16 protein-coding genes are annotated in these 17,862 nt (G+C 58.6%); 14 read left to right on the forward strand and 2 right to left on the reverse strand.

Annotated elements, in window-relative coordinates; all coding sequences use genetic code 11:
* The first annotated feature begins 1 nt into the window (after position 1).
* From AAAV21_RS06085 to hflX, 14 genes are all read left to right on the forward strand, one after another.
* Complete coding sequence (locus AAAV21_RS06085) at positions 2-2,779, forward strand: DNA translocase FtsK 4TM domain-containing protein (RefSeq protein ID WP_349108138.1); 2,778 nt, start codon at positions 2-4, stop codon at positions 2,777-2,779.
* Positions 2,779-4,272 carry a RodZ domain-containing protein gene (locus AAAV21_RS06090; protein ID WP_349108139.1) on the forward strand — a complete coding sequence of 498 codons (1,494 nt, stop codon included), beginning with the start codon at positions 2,779-2,781 and terminating at the stop codon, positions 4,270-4,272. The genes AAAV21_RS06085 and AAAV21_RS06090 overlap by 1 nt, the downstream gene beginning before the upstream one ends.
* Before the next feature lie 26 nt (positions 4,273-4,298).
* Positions 4,299-4,796 (forward strand): YajQ family cyclic di-GMP-binding protein, encoded by a 498-nt coding sequence (locus tag AAAV21_RS06095; protein ID WP_117654798.1) that lies wholly within the window; start codon positions 4,299-4,301, stop codon positions 4,794-4,796.
* 27 nt (positions 4,797-4,823) lie between these two features.
* Complete coding sequence (gene rimO / locus AAAV21_RS06100) at positions 4,824-6,173, forward strand: 30S ribosomal protein S12 methylthiotransferase RimO (RefSeq protein WP_349108141.1); 1,350 nt, start codon at positions 4,824-4,826, stop codon at positions 6,171-6,173.
* Positions 6,174-6,182: 9 nt separating this feature from the next.
* Positions 6,183-6,821: a CDP-diacylglycerol--glycerol-3-phosphate 3-phosphatidyltransferase gene (gene pgsA, locus AAAV21_RS06105; protein ID WP_349108142.1), complete on the forward strand. Its 639-nt coding sequence runs from the start codon at positions 6,183-6,185 to the stop codon at positions 6,819-6,821.
* A gap of 12 nt (positions 6,822-6,833) precedes the next feature.
* Positions 6,834-7,364: a CinA family protein gene (locus AAAV21_RS06110; protein ID WP_349108144.1), complete on the forward strand. Its 531-nt coding sequence runs from the start codon at positions 6,834-6,836 to the stop codon at positions 7,362-7,364.
* A gap of 257 nt (positions 7,365-7,621) precedes the next feature.
* Entirely contained in the window at positions 7,622-8,770 is a 1,149-nt protein-coding gene (gene recA / locus AAAV21_RS06115; protein WP_022094695.1) for a recombinase RecA, read from the forward strand.
* An 11-nt stretch (positions 8,771-8,781) separates the two neighbouring features.
* Positions 8,782-9,474, forward strand: a complete 693-nt coding sequence (locus AAAV21_RS06120; protein ID WP_161154667.1) for a regulatory protein RecX — start codon at positions 8,782-8,784, stop codon at positions 9,472-9,474.
* A gap of 257 nt (positions 9,475-9,731) precedes the next feature.
* Positions 9,732-11,282: a ribonuclease Y gene (gene rny, locus AAAV21_RS06125; protein ID WP_089573375.1), complete on the forward strand. Its 1,551-nt coding sequence runs from the start codon at positions 9,732-9,734 to the stop codon at positions 11,280-11,282.
* Position 11,283: 1 nt separating this feature from the next.
* Complete coding sequence (locus AAAV21_RS06130) at positions 11,284-12,369, forward strand: ATP-binding protein (RefSeq protein ID WP_006235981.1); 1,086 nt, start codon at positions 11,284-11,286, stop codon at positions 12,367-12,369.
* 74 nt (positions 12,370-12,443) lie between these two features.
* A complete protein-coding gene (locus tag AAAV21_RS06135; RefSeq protein WP_006235982.1) occupies positions 12,444-12,761 on the forward strand; it encodes a stage V sporulation protein S in 318 nt (105 codons plus the stop codon).
* Positions 12,762-12,806: 45 nt separating this feature from the next.
* Entirely contained in the window at positions 12,807-14,177 is a 1,371-nt protein-coding gene (gene miaB, locus AAAV21_RS06140; RefSeq protein WP_022094691.1) for a tRNA (N6-isopentenyl adenosine(37)-C2)-methylthiotransferase MiaB, read from the forward strand.
* Positions 14,177-15,115, forward strand: a complete 939-nt coding sequence (miaA, locus tag AAAV21_RS06145; protein ID WP_349108146.1) for a tRNA (adenosine(37)-N6)-dimethylallyltransferase MiaA — start codon at positions 14,177-14,179, stop codon at positions 15,113-15,115. The genes miaB and miaA overlap by 1 nt, the downstream gene beginning before the upstream one ends.
* Positions 15,115-16,404 (forward strand): GTPase HflX, encoded by a 1,290-nt coding sequence (gene hflX / locus AAAV21_RS06150; protein ID WP_117654789.1) that lies wholly within the window; start codon positions 15,115-15,117, stop codon positions 16,402-16,404. Before miaA ends, hflX begins: the two co-directional genes overlap by 1 nt.
* Here hflX and AAAV21_RS06155 read toward each other — a convergent pair.
* Positions 16,389-17,093 (reverse strand): heparan-alpha-glucosaminide N-acetyltransferase, encoded by a 705-nt coding sequence (locus AAAV21_RS06155; protein ID WP_117800112.1) that lies wholly within the window; start codon positions 17,091-17,093, stop codon positions 16,389-16,391. The two genes, hflX and AAAV21_RS06155, sit on opposite strands and share 16 nt — an antisense overlap.
* Positions 17,093-17,737 (reverse strand): transcriptional repressor LexA, encoded by a 645-nt coding sequence (gene lexA, locus AAAV21_RS06160; protein WP_040359862.1) that lies wholly within the window; start codon positions 17,735-17,737, stop codon positions 17,093-17,095. Before lexA ends, AAAV21_RS06155 begins: the two co-directional genes overlap by 1 nt.
* Positions 17,738-17,862 lie beyond the last annotated feature (125 nt).

Genomic DNA, 17,862 nt, shown 5'->3' on the forward strand with positions numbered 1-17,862 from the left:
TTTGGCGCGCGGATCTGCACAAAACGCCAAAGGCAATAAGGCCAATAACCAACCGGCATCTGCTAAGGGTGCCGGTTCCCATCTGCGTGCCAATAAGGGCCACGAGTCCGAGTTCGATGAGTTTGAGCCCTTGGTCGAGCCTTCGGCCAATCGCGATATCGCCGGTGTGGTCATCGCCGTTTTGGCGATCGCGTCCTTCATTGCCGTGATCTCTCCGGCAACAGCGCCCGTGACGGCTGCGGTTGCCGGTTTCTACCACCTGGGCTTTGGTCTGGGCGCCTACGTGCTGCCGATCGTCATCTTGCTGTTTGCCGCCACGCTCTTTTTGGGTGAGGACTCGCCGCTCAACGTGCGCTCTGTTGCGGGCGGCGCCTTGGTCTTTATCGCCGTCGTCTCCATTCTTTCGCTGATGGTGCCGGGCACGAGCGATTCGTGCGACCTTATGTTTACGCCGCAGAACCTTTCCGTGTCGGGCGGCTACATTGGCGCCTTTATCGCAAGTGCCTTGCAAAACGCCCTGGGTAAACCTATCGCCATGGTTGTCTTGCTGGGGCTTGTCGTCGTTGGTTTGGTCATTATCGGCTTTTCGGTGGGTGGCGTTTTGCGCTCCGCACGCGATCGCGCTGCCGATTTTGCCGAGCGTCGACGTGCCGATGTCAATGCGAGCCCGTGGGGCGATGAAGAGGCCCTGTCTGTTCCCGGCGTCGCTCGTCCGCACCTGAGCATTCTGCGCCAGAAGGGGACTGACGCCGCGGTGACCACGGTCATGGGTGGCGATGTCGACCCGGTTTTGGATGACGACGAGGACGATGACCCATTTGTCGACGTATCCGAGTCGGTTGAAGCCGAGCGCGCCAAGACCACGCTGCTGCCGCGCCGCCATGCCAAGAAGGGCAAGGCTGCGCCCAAGCTCAACACAAGCGAGCCCGACCCGTCTTGGTCCGATAGCGAGATTGAGCTCACCGAGGGTGACGACGAGGACGACGAGGCTCCGCTCGAGACCGCCAAGACAACCTTGCTGCCGCGTCGCCACGCCAAGCGCGGTCAGGTCACTGGACAGCTTTCGATGGAGGACGATCCGGACAAGGTTGACGAGTCCGAGCCGCCGTTTGTCGTGAATCCCGTCTCGGCCGCACCTCAGATTCCCGACTTCCTGAAGCATCCCAAGGTTGCCGGTGCGCCTGCCACGAGTGCTATCGAATCGGCTGCGGCTCGTGATGGGGGAGTGGACGACGGCGCCGCAGATAACGAGGGCGAAGAAGAGGACGGACTCAAGCTTCCGCCGCTCGAAATCCTGCATGCCAACCCGCAGTCGGCTTCCGCCGCGTCTTCGGACAAGGAGCTGGAGCAGACCGCTGAGTCACTGCAATCCACCTTGCTTGAGTTTGGCCGCAGTGCCCGCGTGGTCGGCTGGATCGCCGGCCCCACGGTGACGACCTTTAAACTGCAGCCCGGTGAGGGCGAGCGTGTGAGCAAAATTTCGAGCCTCGAGGACGATATCGCGCTTTCGCTCGCTGCCCAGTCGGTGCGTATCTTTGCCCCGATCCCCGGCACCTCGCTCGTGGGCATCGAGATTCCCAACCGCAAGCGCCAGAACGTCAATCTGGGCGACGTGCTGCCCTATGTGAAGGGCGGTCCGCTCGAGCTCGCCATCGGCCGCGACGCCGAGGGCACGCCGGTTGTCGCCGACCTCGCCAAGATGCCTCACCTGTTGATTGCCGGTACGACCGGTTCTGGTAAGTCGGTGATGATCAATTCCATCATCACGACATTGCTCATGCGCGCCCTTCCCGAGGACGTTCGCCTGATCATGGTCGACCCCAAGCGCGTCGAGCTTGCGGGCTATAACGGTCTGCCGCATCTCTATGTGCCCGTGGTGACCGAGCCCAAGCAGGCCGCGAGCGCTCTGCAATGGGCTGTGTCCGAGATGGAGCGTCGCCTGAAGGTCTTCGAGCGTCTCAACGTGCGTAAGATCTCGACCTACAACGAAAAGCAGGCTGCTGGCGAGTTTGAGCATTACGACAATCCGCCGCAAAAGATGCCCTACCTTGTCATTATCATTGACGAGCTCTCTGACCTGATGATGGTCGCCGGTAAGGATGTCGAGGCCTCGATCGTGCGTATTGCACAGCTGGGCCGTGCCGCCGGTATTCATCTTATCGTTGCCACGCAGCGCCCCAGCTCCAACGTGGTGACGGGCCTCATCAAGGCCAACATCACCAACCGCATCGCCTTTAACGTCGCTACGGGCATCGATTCGCGCGTCATCATCGACCAGATGGGCGCCGAGAAGCTCACCGGTTTGGGCGACATGTTGTTCTCCAAGGTCGACTGGGGTAAGCCTCGCCGTATCCAGGGCTGCTTTGTCTCGGACGACGAAATCAACGAGATTGTCGAGTTCGTCAAGTCGCAAAGCGAGCCCGACTACCACGAGGAGATCCTGTCTGCCGTGGCGCCCGCTTCCATGTCCATGGCGGGTGGCGGCGGCATTGTCCGCACCGGAGTAGCCGAGCCGCAAGACGATGATCCACTCATTTGGGAAGCCGCCCATATTGTGGTGGAATCGCAGCTTGGCTCCACATCTGGCCTGCAACGTCGTCTGAAGGTTGGCTATGCGCGTGCCGGGCGTATTATGGACATGCTGGAAGAAAAGGGTGTCGTCGGCCCGCCCGACGGTTCCAAGCCGCGCGAGGTCCTGTTGGACGAGGAGGGGCTTGCCGCGCTGGAATCTGTCGACGCCGAGATGGCACGTGAAGATCGTGAGTTTGGAGGATTCTGATGGCTGCACGCTTTGGTGACATGCTGCTCGAGCAGCGTCGCCGAATGGGCCTTTCCATTCAGCAGGTCGCCAACACCATCAAAATCAGGCCGCAGATCATCGAGTTTTTCGAGACCGGTAACTTTGCTTCGATGCCGCCGCGCGGCTATGCGCAGGGCATGATTTCGAGCTATGCTCGTTTTTTGGGCCTCAATCCGCGCGAGGTCGTCAATGCCTACTTTGACGACCTGATGGCATACGAACGCGAGACGTCGCAGCAGGGCGGTCGTTTCCAGGACGCCGCCGGCTACGTCAATTCGCGTTCCTCTGTCGATAACGGGCGCTTCCTGATGGTTCAGGGCGGTCGTTCGACCCGTTATGGACAGCGTCCTCAGCAGGCCGGTTATATTACCGAGACGGGTTCGGGCGAGGAGATTCGCTCACAGCGTGACCGGTTCCGCAGTACGCCGATGCCCGAGGACCGTGCGCTTCCCGCTGCCCGCGGCGTGGCGCGTGACCCTCGTGCCGGCTACGGCGACGGCGGCTATTCCGATCGCGGTTACCGTGGTGTCTCCACCGGACGCTCTCGCGGTGGCTATGCGGACGCCGATACCACGCAGGTGACGCCGCGTCTTCGCTCTCAACCACAGCCGTATGGCCAGCGCTCTTCGGCTCCGCGTGCGGGCCAGCGTGGCTATCAAGGCCGCGGTGAACTTGCGCCCCGCTCGGGTCAGCGTAGCCTTCAGGGCCAGGGTGGCTATCGCGGCCGTTCCGACAGCAATCGTGGTCGTATGCCTCAGGGAGGCGGCCGCAGCAGTTCCAGTCGTGGACGCGGCGGTTCCCGTGCTCCTCAAAACAACGGGCTCGATCCGCGTATCGTCTACGCCGGCATCGGTGCCGTGGCGTTGCTGCTGATCGTGCTCATCGTGGTACTTCTGCGCGGCTGCGCATCTTCGACGCCCGAGGCCACGCCCGAGACGCCCGCTGTTACCAAGACGACGACCAAGAAGTCTTCTAAGAAGACCGAAACGGTCGACGAGGACGAAGACACCGATGAGCCGACTGACGAGTCGACTGATTCGGACGCCGCCAAGACGACGGCCAAGAAGGAAGAGAACGAGGTCACAAAGGTTAAGGTCTCCGTTGCCAAGGGAAAGACCGCGTGGATTGAGGTCAAGGTCGACGGAAAGTCGGTCTATGGCGCTCAGGCGACTGGCCCCTTTGAGCAGGAGTACACGCCCGAGTCCTCGATCGAGATCACCACGTCTAAGCCTTCCGATGTCACCGTTACCAAGAACGGCGAAAAGGTCCGTTACGATACCAAGACCTCGGGCGTGGCGCGCGTGACGATCACCGTTCCCAAGAAGGAGACGACTGATTCCGAGAATGGTGAAAGTTCTGATGGTGCCGACACCACCGACGGCACCGATGCCCAGTCCACGGATGGCGCCGATACCGCAACTGACGGCCAGGCGCCCACCGATTCTACCGACTATTCGTACGATAGCTACTAAGCCGCTCGTACGCGAAAGGAAACATCATGGCTAAAGATTCCAGCTTCGACGTCGTGTCCGAGGTCAACATGCAAGAGGTCGACAACGCCTTCCAGCAGACCACGCGCGAGATTTCCCAGCGCTATGACCTGAAGGATTCCGGCGCCACGATCGAGCTTTCGAAGGGCGACAAGCTCTTTACGATCAACGCCCCGGCCGACTTTGTCTCCAAGCAGATCATCGATGTCCTGAGCTCCAAGCTCATCAAGCGCGGCATCGACCTCAAGGCTGTCTCGTGGGATGCTCCGCAGGCGGCATCGGGCGGCACCGTGCGCGTGCTCGGCCATATCGTCGAGGGTATCGACCAGGCGACCGCCAAGAAGATCAATAAGGACATCAAGGACCAAAAGCTCAAGGTCAAGGTGACCATCGAGGCCGAGAAGCTGCGTGTTTCCTCTGCTTCGAAGGACGCGTTGCAGACCGTGATCCAGTTCCTGCGCGACCAGGACTACGGCCAGCCGCTGCAGTTCACCAACTACCGCTAATATCATTCGAAAGGACTGCTCTCCAACATGGATACACCGTTGGGCTCCGTGCTCTACATCACCCTCGGGTGCGCTAAGAACGAGGTTGACACCGACCGCATGCGTTCTCTTTTGACCGCCGCGGGCTACGAGGAGGCATTCGACCCACAGGATGCCGATATCGCCATCGTCAATACATGCTCGTTCCTCGCCTCCGCAACGTCCGAGAGCATCGAGACCACGCTCGAGTTCGCCAACGAGGTTCAGGACGGCGTTCGTTCTTGTCCCATCGTCATGTGCGGCTGTGTGCCGTCGCGCTATGGCGACGACCTGCCTGACGAGCTGCCCGAGGTCGCTGCCTTTGTGAAGGCCGACGAGGAGGACGGCATCGTGGCGGTCATCGATGGCGTGCTGGGTGTCGAGCGTGAGATCGCTGCCTATATTCCGCAAGTCAAGCGCACTGTCGAGGGCGCCGTTGCTTACGTCAAGATTTCCGATGGCTGCAACCGCTTCTGCAGCTTCTGCATGATCCCGTATATCCGCGGTCGTTATCACTCGCGCAATGCCGAGAGCATTATCTCCGAGGTACGCGACCTGGTTGCCGGCGGTGTGCGCGAGATCGTGCTGATCGGCCAGGACACGGGTATTTGGGGCACCGACTTTGCCGACGAAGACGTCATCGATGGCTCGCCGCGCAATCTGGCGCAGCTGCTGCATGCCGTCGCCGAGTCCGTGCGCCCGCACAACGTCTGGGTCCGCGTGCTCTATCTGCAGCCCGAGGGCATGACCGACGAGCTTATCGATACGATTCGCGATACGCCCGAGGTGCTGCCTTATATCGATATCCCCGTGCAGCACTGCGACGCGCGCATCCTCAAGGCTATGCGTCGCTCCGGTTCGCGCCAGGAGCTCGAGGACCTGTTCCGCGATCTGCGTGAGCGTATCCCCGGCATCGTGATCCGTTCCACGGCCATGGTCGGCTTCCCGACCGAGACCGACGACGAGTTCCGCGACCTTATCGACTTTATGGACACCGTCGGCTTTGACTACACGAGCGTCTTTGCCTACTCGCAGGAGGAGGGCAGCCTGGCCGCTAAGATGGAGGGTCAGGTCGATGAGGAGGTCAAGCTCGAGCGCGCCCAGGAGGCCATGGACCTGGCCGAGTCGCTCGGTTTTGCCGCCACCGCCGCACATGTGGGCGAGCGCGCCCAGGTGATCGTCGACGGCATCGAGGAGACCGAGGACGGCGCCGAGCTGATCGGCCATGCTTGGTTCCAGGCGCCTGATTCCGATGGCGCGGTGCACTTGGACGCCAGCGAGGCGTCCGTGGGCGATATTCTGACGGTCGAGTTTACCGATAGCTTCTGCTATGAGCTTATCGGCCATGTTGTGGAGTAGGAGAGCATCGTGACAAACGAGAGCAATAAGGAACTGACGAGTGTTTGGACGCCCGCCAACATCGTGACGTGTGTGCGCATCGTCTTTATCCCGGTGTTCATGATCGTGTCGGCGCTTTCTCACACGAGTGTTGCCGGTACAGATTGGAGCACCTTCGACGGCCCGCTCGCCGCCGCAGCCTTCATCCTGTATGTCATCCTGTCGTGCACCGATAAAGTTGACGGCTATCTGGCGCGCTCGCGCAACGAGATTACCGACTTCGGTAAATTCTTGGACCCCATCGCCGACAAGCTACTCGTGTTCTCGGCCTTGCTGATGTTCTTGGACTTTGGCGCTGTGTCGGTTTGGTCCGTGTTCATCATCTTGTTCCGCGAGCTGTTGGTAAGCGCCCTGCGCATGGTTGCGAGTGCCGCCGGCGTGGTCGTTGCCGCCGATAAGCTTGGCAAGTACAAGACGGCGACCACGATGGTCTCCATCTGCGGTTACCTGTGCGTCTTTGCGATGGCCGGCTTGCACCTTGGCCCGCTGGCGCTGACGCTCGGCATCTACTCGGTGTCGCGCTTCCTGTACGCCGTTGCCGTTGTCCTGACCGTTATCTCGGGCGCCCAGTACTTCTGGAACTGCCGCAAGATCGTCTTTTCGGTCTAGGTTCAGGTGGGTATGACGGACTCTTTTGAGCAGATTTCCGCACATAACGAGGAGCTGGCGCGTCATATTGTCGAGCGCGCGAGCGCTCGGGGCGTGACGGTTTCGACGGCTGAGTCGCTGACAGCAGGTATGATCGCCTCGACGATTGCCGATATCCCGGGCGCCTCGGCGGTGCTGCGTGGCGGTGCGGTGACCTACTGCGATGAGATCAAGCATCGCGTTTTAGGTGTTGATCAGGAGACGCTCGACCGCTATACCGCGGTGTCGCATCAGACCGCGCGCGAGATGGCGGCGCGTTCGCTGGAGCTGTACCAGAGCGATATTGCAGTGAGCGCAACGGGTTATGCCGGCCCCGGCGGCGGCACTGAGGACGATCCGGCTGGCACTTTCTATATTGGCTGGGCGTATCGCTCGGCTGATGGGGAAGTGCCGGTCGTGGACTCTGTGCGCTGCCACTATGAGGGCGACCGTTCGTGTGTTCGTGCCCATGCGGTCGCGGAGGCATTGGGACGCATTGCCCTTGTGCTTAACTCTATGGAATAGACGTGTTTTAAGGGGCCTTCGGGCCCCTTAATTGTGGAGATAGGGACCCCTGACGAATTTTGCGTTTGCGCTGGTCATAGGTGTATTTTTGCCTTTCTTGTTCTTATTTGCCCCTTTGTGGTCAAGCATTTGGTCAGTGTTTGGTCGGCGTTTGGTTGGGTTTTGGAAAGACTGCCTGCATATGATTGGCCTGAACGGTTGACCACGAACAGCCGTTCGTTTATTATCGATGCAGGTTGTTAAGAGGAGGGCTATTCATGGCCAAGAATTCAGGTCCCGTACGTACCGTTCATGCTCGCACGACGGGTAAAGAGCGCGATGAGATGATCGCCACCACCAAGGCCGAGATCGAGAAGAAGTTCGGTCAAGGCTCCATCATGAGGTATGGTGACGGCGGCCCCGAGCTTGAGGTTGAGGCCATCCCCACGGGCGCTCTGGCACTCGATGCCGCTCTGGGTATCGGCGGTGTGCCGCGCGGCCGTATCGTCGAGATTTACGGTCCTGAGTCCTCCGGTAAGACGACGCTTTCGCTCGAGATCCTGGCCGAAGCCCAGGCAATGGGTGGTGTGGTGGCATTTATCGATGCCGAGCACGCGCTCGATCCCACGTATGCCGCGCGCATTGGCGTGGATATCGACGAGGTACTGATTTCCCAGCCTGATACGGGTGAGCAGGCGCTCGAGATTGTTGACATGCTCGTGCGTTCCGGCGCCATCGATGCCATCGTCGTCGACTCCGTCGCCGCGCTGACCCCGCGTGCCGAGATCGAGGGAGAGATCGGCGATACCACGGTCGGTTTGCAAGCTCGTCTGATGAGTCAGGCGCTCCGCAAGCTCGCCGGCTCGCTGTCCAAGTCCAACACGACATGCATCTTCATTAACCAGCTGCGAGAGAAGATCGGCGTCATGTTCGGCAACCCCGAGACCACGACGGGCGGCCGCGCCCTTAAGTTCTTCTCTTCGGTGCGTATCGACATTCGCCGCATCGACAGCATTAAGCTTAAGGATGAGGTTATCGGTAACCGCGTGCGTGCCAAGGTCGTCAAGAACAAGGTGGCAGCTCCGTTCCGTTCTGCTGAGTTCGACATCATGTACGGTACGGGCATCTCTAAGGAGGGCTCGATTCTGGACATGGCTGTCGAGTGCGGCATTTGCAAGAAGATGGGCTCCTGGTTTGCCTATGGCGAGGACAAGCTCGGCAACGGTCGCGAGGCCGCCAAGGCGTTCCTGCGCGAACACCCCGATTGCGCCGACGAGATTGAGCATAAGGTCCGCCTTGCCTGCGGGCTTGAGTTTGATGACGATGCTCCGTCCGAGGTCGAGCTGACCGATCAGCCTGCGCCTGAGGAGTTTGACGAGCTTTACGCCATCGATGGTTCCGCCATGCTCGATGATGACGACGAGTAGCGGTTACGCTCATGTCGTATACGGTGACCGAGGCCACGGTCGTCTTTCCCGATAAGAAGGCGGCCTCCTCGTTCTCGAGCGGGTATGCGTCCAAAAAGCCTTGCGCACATATCGATTGTGAGCTTGAGGGCGGTTTTGAGCGGTCCATTTGGATTCCCGTGCGGGTCGCGCGCCTGTATGTCAAAAATCGCCCCGATCTTCCCTGTGATTGGGATAACTTTCGTGAAGCGGTGCAGCTCATCGAGCGTAAATGTGCACTTACCATGGTGACTGAGATGCTATCGCGACGCGACCATGCGACGGGTGAGGTCTGTGACAAGTTGGCACGCTACGGCTTTCGCCAGCCCGCAATTGATTTCGCCGTCCAGCGTGCCACAGAGTATCGCTTTTTAGACGAGAACCGCTTTTGCTCGTACTTTATCGAGGAACGCAAACGACGCGGCTGGGGACAGCGCAAGATTGAGACCGAGCTTAAGCGCCGTCATGTCGTACTCGATGACATTCCCGGTTATCCCGAGGATTATTTTGCCGTCGAAGACGATTTGGCGCGTGCGTCAGCCCTGCTCGCCAAGCGGCGTGTTCCAGAGACGCGCGGATTCGAAAAACTGGTTCGGTTTTTGATGGGCAAGGGCTTCTCGTATCACATCGCTGCCGATGCCGTTAAGGCACGTCTTAATGCCGAACGCGAGGAATGTGCGGTTTAGGCGTATGCGTTTTGTGGCCCTGCCGTTCACCGCGTTTTAGCCGCCGTGCTGGGGCCATTTATTTGACAGTTGTTGTGGTTCAACGTACGATAAACACTGTCATTTGCTTTGTGATATGTGCTCATCTGTGATGAGTTTGTTTATATGTTTATCTGTATCCGACCCGCATAAGCTGCGCCCATATTACTCAAATGTCGCGAGCCGTTCGTAAGGACGGTTCGCTTTGTTGTGTAACGAATCCATAAAAAGGAGTGAGCATGCCTATCATCGCAGCGCTCGTTGGCATCGTTTTGGGTGCCATCGCCGCCATTGCCTACATGCGCACCGCCAAGCAGGGTAGTCTTCACGAGGCCGACGAAAAAATCCAGTCGGCACACGCACAGGCTGAGTCCCTGATCGGTGATGCTAAGCGTCAGGCCGAGACCCTCAAAAAAGAGGCTCTGCTCGAGGCTAAAGAGGAGATCATCAAGAACAAGCAGGCCGCCGAGGCCGAGGACAAGCAGCGTAAGAACGAGATTCGTACGCTCGAGAACCGCGTGATGCAGCGCGAGGAATCCCTTGATCGCCGCAACGACGCTCTCGACAAGCGCGAGCATCAGCTGTCCAGCCAGGCCGGTCAGGTCGAGAAGCGCTCCCGTGAGCTCGAGGAGCTCTGTGCAAAGCAGACCTCCGAGCTCGAGCGTATCGCCGACCTTACCCGCGAGGACGCCCACAAGGAGCTCCTCGATAAGGTTCGCGGCGAGGTCACCCACGAGGCCGCCACGATCATTCGCGAGTCCGAGCAGCAGGTTCGCGCCGAGTGCCACAAGACCGCCCAGGAGATTCTGTCTCTGGCGATTCAGCGCTGCGCTGCCGACCACACTGCCGAGGTCACCGTTACCTCCGTGCACATTCCCTCTGATGACCTCAAGGGCCGTATCATCGGTCGCGAGGGTCGCAACATCCGGACCTTCGAGCAGGTTTCCGGCGTCAACCTCGTGATCGACGACACGCCCGAGACCGTCGTTCTTTCGAGCTTCGACCCGGTCCGTCGTGAGACCGCCCGTGTCGCCCTCGAGAACCTCATCGCCGACGGCCGCATTCACCCTGCCCGTATCGAGGAGATGTATCACAAGGCCGCCGACCTGGTTCAGCAGCGCGTGCGCGAGGCTGGCGAGCAGGCTGCCTTCGATACCGGCATCCACGATCTGCACCCCGAGATCGTCAAGACCCTTGGTGCCCTGCGCTACCGTACCTCGTTTGGTCAGAACGTGCTTCAGCATTCCCTCGAGGTCTCTGATCTGTGCGGCGTGATGGCTTCCGAGCTTGGCCTGGACGTTGTGACCGCCAAGCGCGCCGGCCTGCTTCATGACCTGGGCAAGGCAATCGACCACGACGTCGAGGGCCCGCATGCCGTCATCGGCGCCGAGCTTGCCCGCCGTTATGGCGAGAAGCCCGTTATCGTCCACGCTATTGAGGCTCACCATGCCGATGTCGACCCCAACACGGTGCTCGATGTCCTGGTGCAGGCCGCCGATGCTGTCTCTGCCTCTCGCCCCGGTGCCCGTCGCGAGTCTGCCGAGAACTACATCAAGCGTCTTGAGAAGCTCGAGGAGATCGCCAACTCCCATGACGGCGTCGAACGTACCTATGCCATGCAGGCCGGTCGCGAGGTCCACGTCATGGTCCAGCCGGACAAGATCTCCGATGCCCAGTCCACGGTCCTGGCTCACGATATCGCCCATCAGATCGAGGAAGAGATGGAGTATCCCGGTCAGGTGCGCGTCGTCGTGATTCGCGAGAGCCGCGCTGTCGATATCGCTAAATAACATGAGCGACGCGAACGAGCTCATCTCATTTATCGCGTCGATGTCGGGGGAGGGCAACCTTCGCGTCGAGGAGAACCTTGGCGAGGGGTATGTCCGCCTCCGCGTTTCGGAGGCCGAGCGGCGCCAGGCTAAGCACGACATTCAGCATGTCGAGGATATCGTCATCGAAATGCTCCGTAATGCTCGCGATGCCGGCGCCGACAAGGTCTATCTCGCCACGACCAAGGAAGATGGCGTCCGCACGCTTGTCTTTCTGGATAACGGTTCGGGCGTTCCGCAGGATATGCAAGAGCGAATCTTCGATGCCCGCGTTACCTCCAAGCTCGAGAGCATGAAGATGGACCGTTGGGGCGTTCATGGTCGTGGCATGGCATTGTTTTCGATCAAGCAGAACACCGACGAGGCCCGTGTGGTCACGTCCGGCGTCGATCTTGGTTCAGCCTTCAAGGTAAGCGTTGCGGCCGACCGTCTCAGTGAGCGTGCCGATCAGTCCAGCTGGCCCCAGGCCGTCAAGGATGAGGACGGACGTTATGTCTGCGCTCGCGGTCCACATAATATTATTCGCGCTGCTTGTGAGTTTGCGCTCGAGGAGTTGCGTGGTTGCGATGTCTATCTTGGTTCTCCGTCTGAGATTGCCGCGACCCTTTATGCTCAGGCGTCAAGTCGGCTCGATACGTCTCGTCTCCTGTTCATTGATGACGAGAGCGAGCTTCCGGTTGTCGATCGTTTAGGCCTTGCTTCTGATGCCGAGGACTTTATCCGTATTTGTTCGGGTTTGGGTCTTGAGATGTCCGAGCGCACGGCCCATCGCATTTTGGCAGGGCAGATTAAGCCCGTTCGCGGTGTGACCGCGCGTCTGCTGCGCGAGCGTGATTCGTCCTCGCATGCGCCGGCTCCTGTCGATCTCGCGAAGGATCGTCGCGGGCTACGTATTGCCAAGGATGACATGGCACAGTTTTCGCGCGCTGTGGAACGCGACTTTAATGACCTTGCCGCCCGGTACTATCTCAACCTTTGCGGCGACCCAAAGATTCGTGTTTCGCGTGATCGAATCACCGTGACCTTTGATCTTGCCAAAGAGGAATAGTGCCTTTACCGAGTCCACTCGGTACGATACAGTTATTGCAGTTAAAACGTACTTTTAAATGCAGGAGTTTCTTCATGGATTGCCTGAAGGTATCAAGCAAATCATCGCCCGCGTCCGTTGCCGGCGCCATCGCCGGCATGGTCAAGGATGGTGTACCCGTCAACATCCAGTGTGTCGGCGCCGGTGCCGTCAACCAGGCCATTAAGGCCGTTGCCATCGCGCGCGGTTTTTTGATTCCAACCGGTTTTGATATTTCCTGCGCGCCCGTGTTCTCCGACATCCTCATTAACGGGGAGTCGCGCACGGCCATCCGCCTTTCTATCTACGTTCACCAGATCAATCGAGCTGCTATGGATAACGTCGTCATGGATGATGTTAAGCCTGTGGCATAGCTTCTGCTTGCCTCGTTCCACTCCCCATCGTTAGGACTTATGCACATGGACCAGCGTTCCGTACGCGATATTCTTGCCGGTAAAACCTACTTTATCCGCACCTTTGGCTGCCAGATGAATCAGCACGACTCCGAGCGTGTGAGCGGTCTGCTTGATTCGTATGGCTGCCTCATGGCGCTCGATCCCGCGCATGCCGATATCGTTGTCTTCATGACGTGCTGCGTGCGCGAGGCCGCCGATACTCGCCTGTACGGTCAGTGCAATTCCTGCAAAAGCCTGCCGCCTTCGCCTTCGGGCAAGCGCGTGGTTGCCGTTGGCGGTTGCATCGCGCAGCGCGATGGCGAGGGCCTGCTCACCAATGTCGATAACGTCAATGTCATCTTTGGCACGCATTCCATTGCACATGTGGCCGAGCTCATTGCCGAGGCGTTCCTTGATGGTAAGCGTCATATCCGCACCAATGAGCATGAGGATACGGATGCCATGAGCATGCCGTGGCATCGCGAGACTCAGTATCACGCCTGGGTGCCCATCATGACGGGCTGCAATAATTTCTGCACCTATTGCATCGTGCCGTACGTGCGCGGTCGCGAAAAGAGCCGCCCCTTCGAGGAGATTGTCGACGAGGTGACCGGTTTGGTGCGCCAGGGCGTGCGTGAGATTACGCTGCTGGGCCAAAACGTTAACTCATATGGTCGCGATCTGTTTGGCAAGCCGCGTTTTGCCGATCTGCTGCGTGCCGTGGGCGATACGGGCGTGGAGCGTATCTTCTTTACGTCTTCGCATCCCAAGGACCTGTTGCCCGAGACCATCGACGCCATGGCCGAGACGCCTGCCGTTATGCCGCAGCTGCACTTGGCCGTCCAGTCCGGTTCGACGCGGATCCTCAAAGAGATGAATCGCCGTTATACACGCGAGGACTATCTGGGCCTTGTCGATCGCATTCGCAACCGCATGCCCGATATTGCGCTCTCGACCGACATTATCGTTGGCTTCCCGGGCGAGACTGAAGAAGACTTTGAGCAGACGCTCTCACTTGCCGAGACGGTCCGCTATGCTCAGGCCTATACCTTCATCTATTCCAAGCGCGCCGGTACCCCGGCCGCCGAGATTGACGATCCTACGCCGCATGAGGTTATTCTCGAGCGTTTCAATCGCCTGGTTAAGGTTATCGAGACCACGGCACACGAGTATAACCAGGGCGAGCTTCATACTGTGGTTCCCGCGCTCATTGAGGGAACGAGTAAAAAGAACGATGCGGTCCTGCTGGGCAAGAGTCCCAAGAATCAGACCGTGCATGCGCCTATCCCCGAGGGTTACAGCATCGATCAGCTTGTTGGCAAGATCGTTGATGTTGACGTTGACGTTGCCAAGACTTGGTATTTGTCCGGCTCCGTTGTGGGCGAGCCGCGCTAATGGTTTCTCCCGGGGCAGGTCTTTCCGCCGTTGCGATCGTCGGTCCGACGGCGGTTGGTAAGAGCGATGTTGCCGACCGTTTGGCAGCCCGTCTTTCGTCCGAAGTGCTGTCGTGCGACGCGATGCAAATCTATCGCGGCATGGACATCGGTACCGCAAAGATGGCGCCCGATGAGTGTACGGCGCCGCTGCGTCTCGTCGACATTGTAGAGCCGGGTGTGGCATATTCTGCTGCGCTTTATCAGGCTGACGCTCGCGCGCATGTTGAACGTCTCCTTGGTTCGGGTTGCCTGCCGGTTTTTTGCGGAGGTACGGGGCTATATCTCAAGGCAGCCCTCGATGAGATGGACTTTCCCTCGGGTGAACTTGAGGACGATCGCCGTGCGGGCTATCAGGAGCTTGCCGAGCGTATTGGTGAGGAAGAACTGCATGCCCTGCTTGCCGAGCGCGATCCAGAATCAGCTGCTGTTATTCATCCCCATAACGTGCGGCGTGTGATTCGCGCGCTTGAGATGCATGATGATGGTATCTCCTATGCACAGCAAAAAAGTCAGTTTAGTGTTCCGCGCGAGTATTATCATGCGCTGTGGTTTGGCCTGACCCGTAATCGCGAGGTGCTCTACGAGCGCATTAACCTGCGCGTCGATCTGATGTTTGAGCAGGGTCTTGTCGATGAGGTCCGCGGTCTTATGGACCAGGGGCTGGGAGATGCCCTGACGTCGATGCAGGCAATTGGCTATAAAGAGATCATCGATGCTTTCAATGGCGTGATGAGCATGGATGAGGCTCGCGAACTCATTAAGATGCGTTCGCGTCGTTATGCCAAGCGTCAGCTTTCGTGGTTTAAGCGCGATGACCGCATCGTGTGGTTTGATATGGATGAATGTACGATCGATGAGGTCGTTGAGAATATCCTGCATCGTATTGAGGCTGCCTAATGGCCCGTTTCCCCCTTGTTCCCACGGCACCCGAGCCCGAGCGTGCCATTTTGGTTGGTGTTGAATGGCGCGACAATGCATGGCCGCTCGATCGCTCGCTCGATGAGCTGGAGCGCCTTGCCCACACGGCTGGTGCCCAGTGCGTGGCTCGCTTGTCTCAGCGTTTGGTTAAGCCGTATCCCAAATCGTTTATCGGTTCCGGTAAGGTAGAGGAGCTTTGCGGCCTGGTACATCGCATGGATGCCGATGTCGTTATTTTTGACGACGACCTGACGCCCTCGCAGCAATCCTATTTGGAGAAAGCCGTGGGCGAGCCGGTAAAGATTATCGATCGTACAGCATTGATCCTGGATATCTTTGGCCTGCATGCTCAGACGCGTGAGGGACGCCTGCAGGTGCAGCTGGCACAGCTTCAATATCTGTTACCTCGTCTGCGTGGCATGTGGAGCCATCTCGCCAAGGAGCAGACGCGCGGCGGCATCGGCTCACGTTTTGGTCAGGGCGAAAGTCAGCTCGAGGTCGACCGTCGCCTCATTCGTAATAAGATCGCTGCGCTTCGTCGTGAGCTCAAGCAGGTTGAACAGCGTCGCGATGTTCAATCCAAGAGTCGCATTGAGTCACCGGCGTTTCGCGTCGCGTTAGCCGGTTATACCAATGCCGGTAAATCGACGTTGCTCAATCGTCTGACCGGCTCTACGGTACTTTCGCAGGACAAGCTGTTTGCTACGCTCGACCCGACGACGCGTTCGTATCGTCTGCCCGGTGGTCGCGGCATGACGATTACCGATACCGTCGGCTTTATTCAAAAGCTGCCCCATGGTCTGGTCGATGCCTTTAAATCGACGCTGTCCGAGGTTTTGGGTGCCGATCTAATTCTCAAAGTCGTAGATGCGTCTGACGAGGACTATGAGCGGCAGCTGGAGGCTGTCGACCGCGTGCTTGATGAGATCGGCGCCGGAGAGCGTTTAACGCTGACCGTATTCAATAAAATCGATCTTCTCGATAGCGTTGATCGATTGAGTTTCCGTCGTCGCTATCCAGAAGCCGTTCTGTTCTCGGCCCAAACGGGCGAGGGGCTCGACGATCTCGTCGATCGCATTGCTCGCGAGGCAGCTGCCACCGATGTGTTGCTCTCCGCTGATATCCCGTATCGCGAGGGCGCTCTCATCACGCTGGTGCATGAGCAGGGAACCCTTCTGCATGAGGAATATCTCGAGGACGGCGTTCGCATTGTGGCGAAGTTGCCGGCTCGTATTGCACCGCGGCTCGAGCGTTATCGCACCGAGTAGACGAGCTCCAAAATGCCCAGAATGATGGGCTGATGCAGCAGATAAAAGGGGAGAGCGTGACGTCCAAGGCTGGCGAGCGCCGGCAGGGGGTTGGCGTAGGCCCAGCTAGGGACGGTCTTATCGATTCCCTGCGCTATGTGTGCGGCGAAGTATCCTGCAAGATACATAAAGATAAACGGGATGATGGGGTAGTAATCACCTGAGATAAACCCAGGGCTCGGAAATCCCAGCCACGCCAGGTAGGGGACAGGGTAGATCGTTTTGGGGATGCTCCAGGTGATTGCGAACAACATAAGGCATAGGGGCATGCCCCATCTCGCCGTTATCTTCTTAAGGACGGGATCGGTCAACGCCACGATGCCGGTGCATGCGGCCATGCAGTAGATGATGCCAAAATTAACCGAATCGTCGACTGAGACAAGTGTTGTTGCCAACCAGACAACGAGTGCTGCTAAGGCGTATTTGGCGGCACGTTTGATATTGTTGCGCGAAAGGGTGCACATCCAACCGGCGATAAACAAAAATACCCAGCTGATGCTGGCGCGCCAGATGTCTTGAAAGGCTGACTGGGTAAACCAGGGCATATCCCAGCCGTACAGGTAGGCGAGATCATAGCAAGCGTGAAAACCTGCCATAGAAATCATCGTAAACCCGCGGACGGTATCAAATATGGTTATGCGTTTTTGCATTACGAGAACCGGCGCATCAAGCCGACGACTTTGCCCAGGATAACGGGATTCGTTGCATAGATAGGTTCCATGGTGTCGTTCTCGGGCTGCAAGCGCACACGCCCCTGCTCCTTGTAGAACGTCTTGACGGTCGCCGAACCATCAATCATGGCCACGACAATTTCGCCGTTCATGGCACTCTTTTGTTCACGGACGATGATGTAATCGCCATTGAAGATGCCGACATTGATCATTGAGCTCCCATGCACCTCAAGGATAAAGGAACCCTGATCAGTGGCGATTTCGGTCGGGATAGTAAACGTGTCTTCGATATTCTGCTCGGCCAGAATGGGAATCCCAGCCGCGACGCGACCAACGAGCGGTAGCGAGACCGTTCCGCGAGGTGCGGTGGGCTCGTCAGATTTAGAAATTGAGACAGAGGAACCATCCTCGTTAAAGAGTTCCAGGGCACGCGGCTTGGTGGCATCGCGCTTGAGCAGCCCGCGCGCCTCCAGGGCAGAGAGATGGGCGTGCACGGTGCTTGGGGAGGAAAGGCCCACGGCAGAAGCCATCTCGCGCACGCTGGGCGGATAACCCTTCTCCTGCTGATATTCCTTGATGAAGTCGTAAATTTGCTGCTGACGCTTGGTAATTTTGCGAGCCATCAGGGCATCCTCTCTACCCATGTCAAACAAATGTTCGAATTTTGCTTGACAGGAACAACTGTTCGAAGATAATAATAACCGAACATTCGTTCTCGCGCTAGACATTTTTGTCCGCGCGGCTTGAT

Origin of the sequence: Collinsella sp. CLA-AA-H302, assembly GCF_040093305.1 — a bacterium.
In the GTDB taxonomy this organism is placed as follows: Bacteria; Actinomycetota; Coriobacteriia; order Coriobacteriales; family Coriobacteriaceae; genus Collinsella.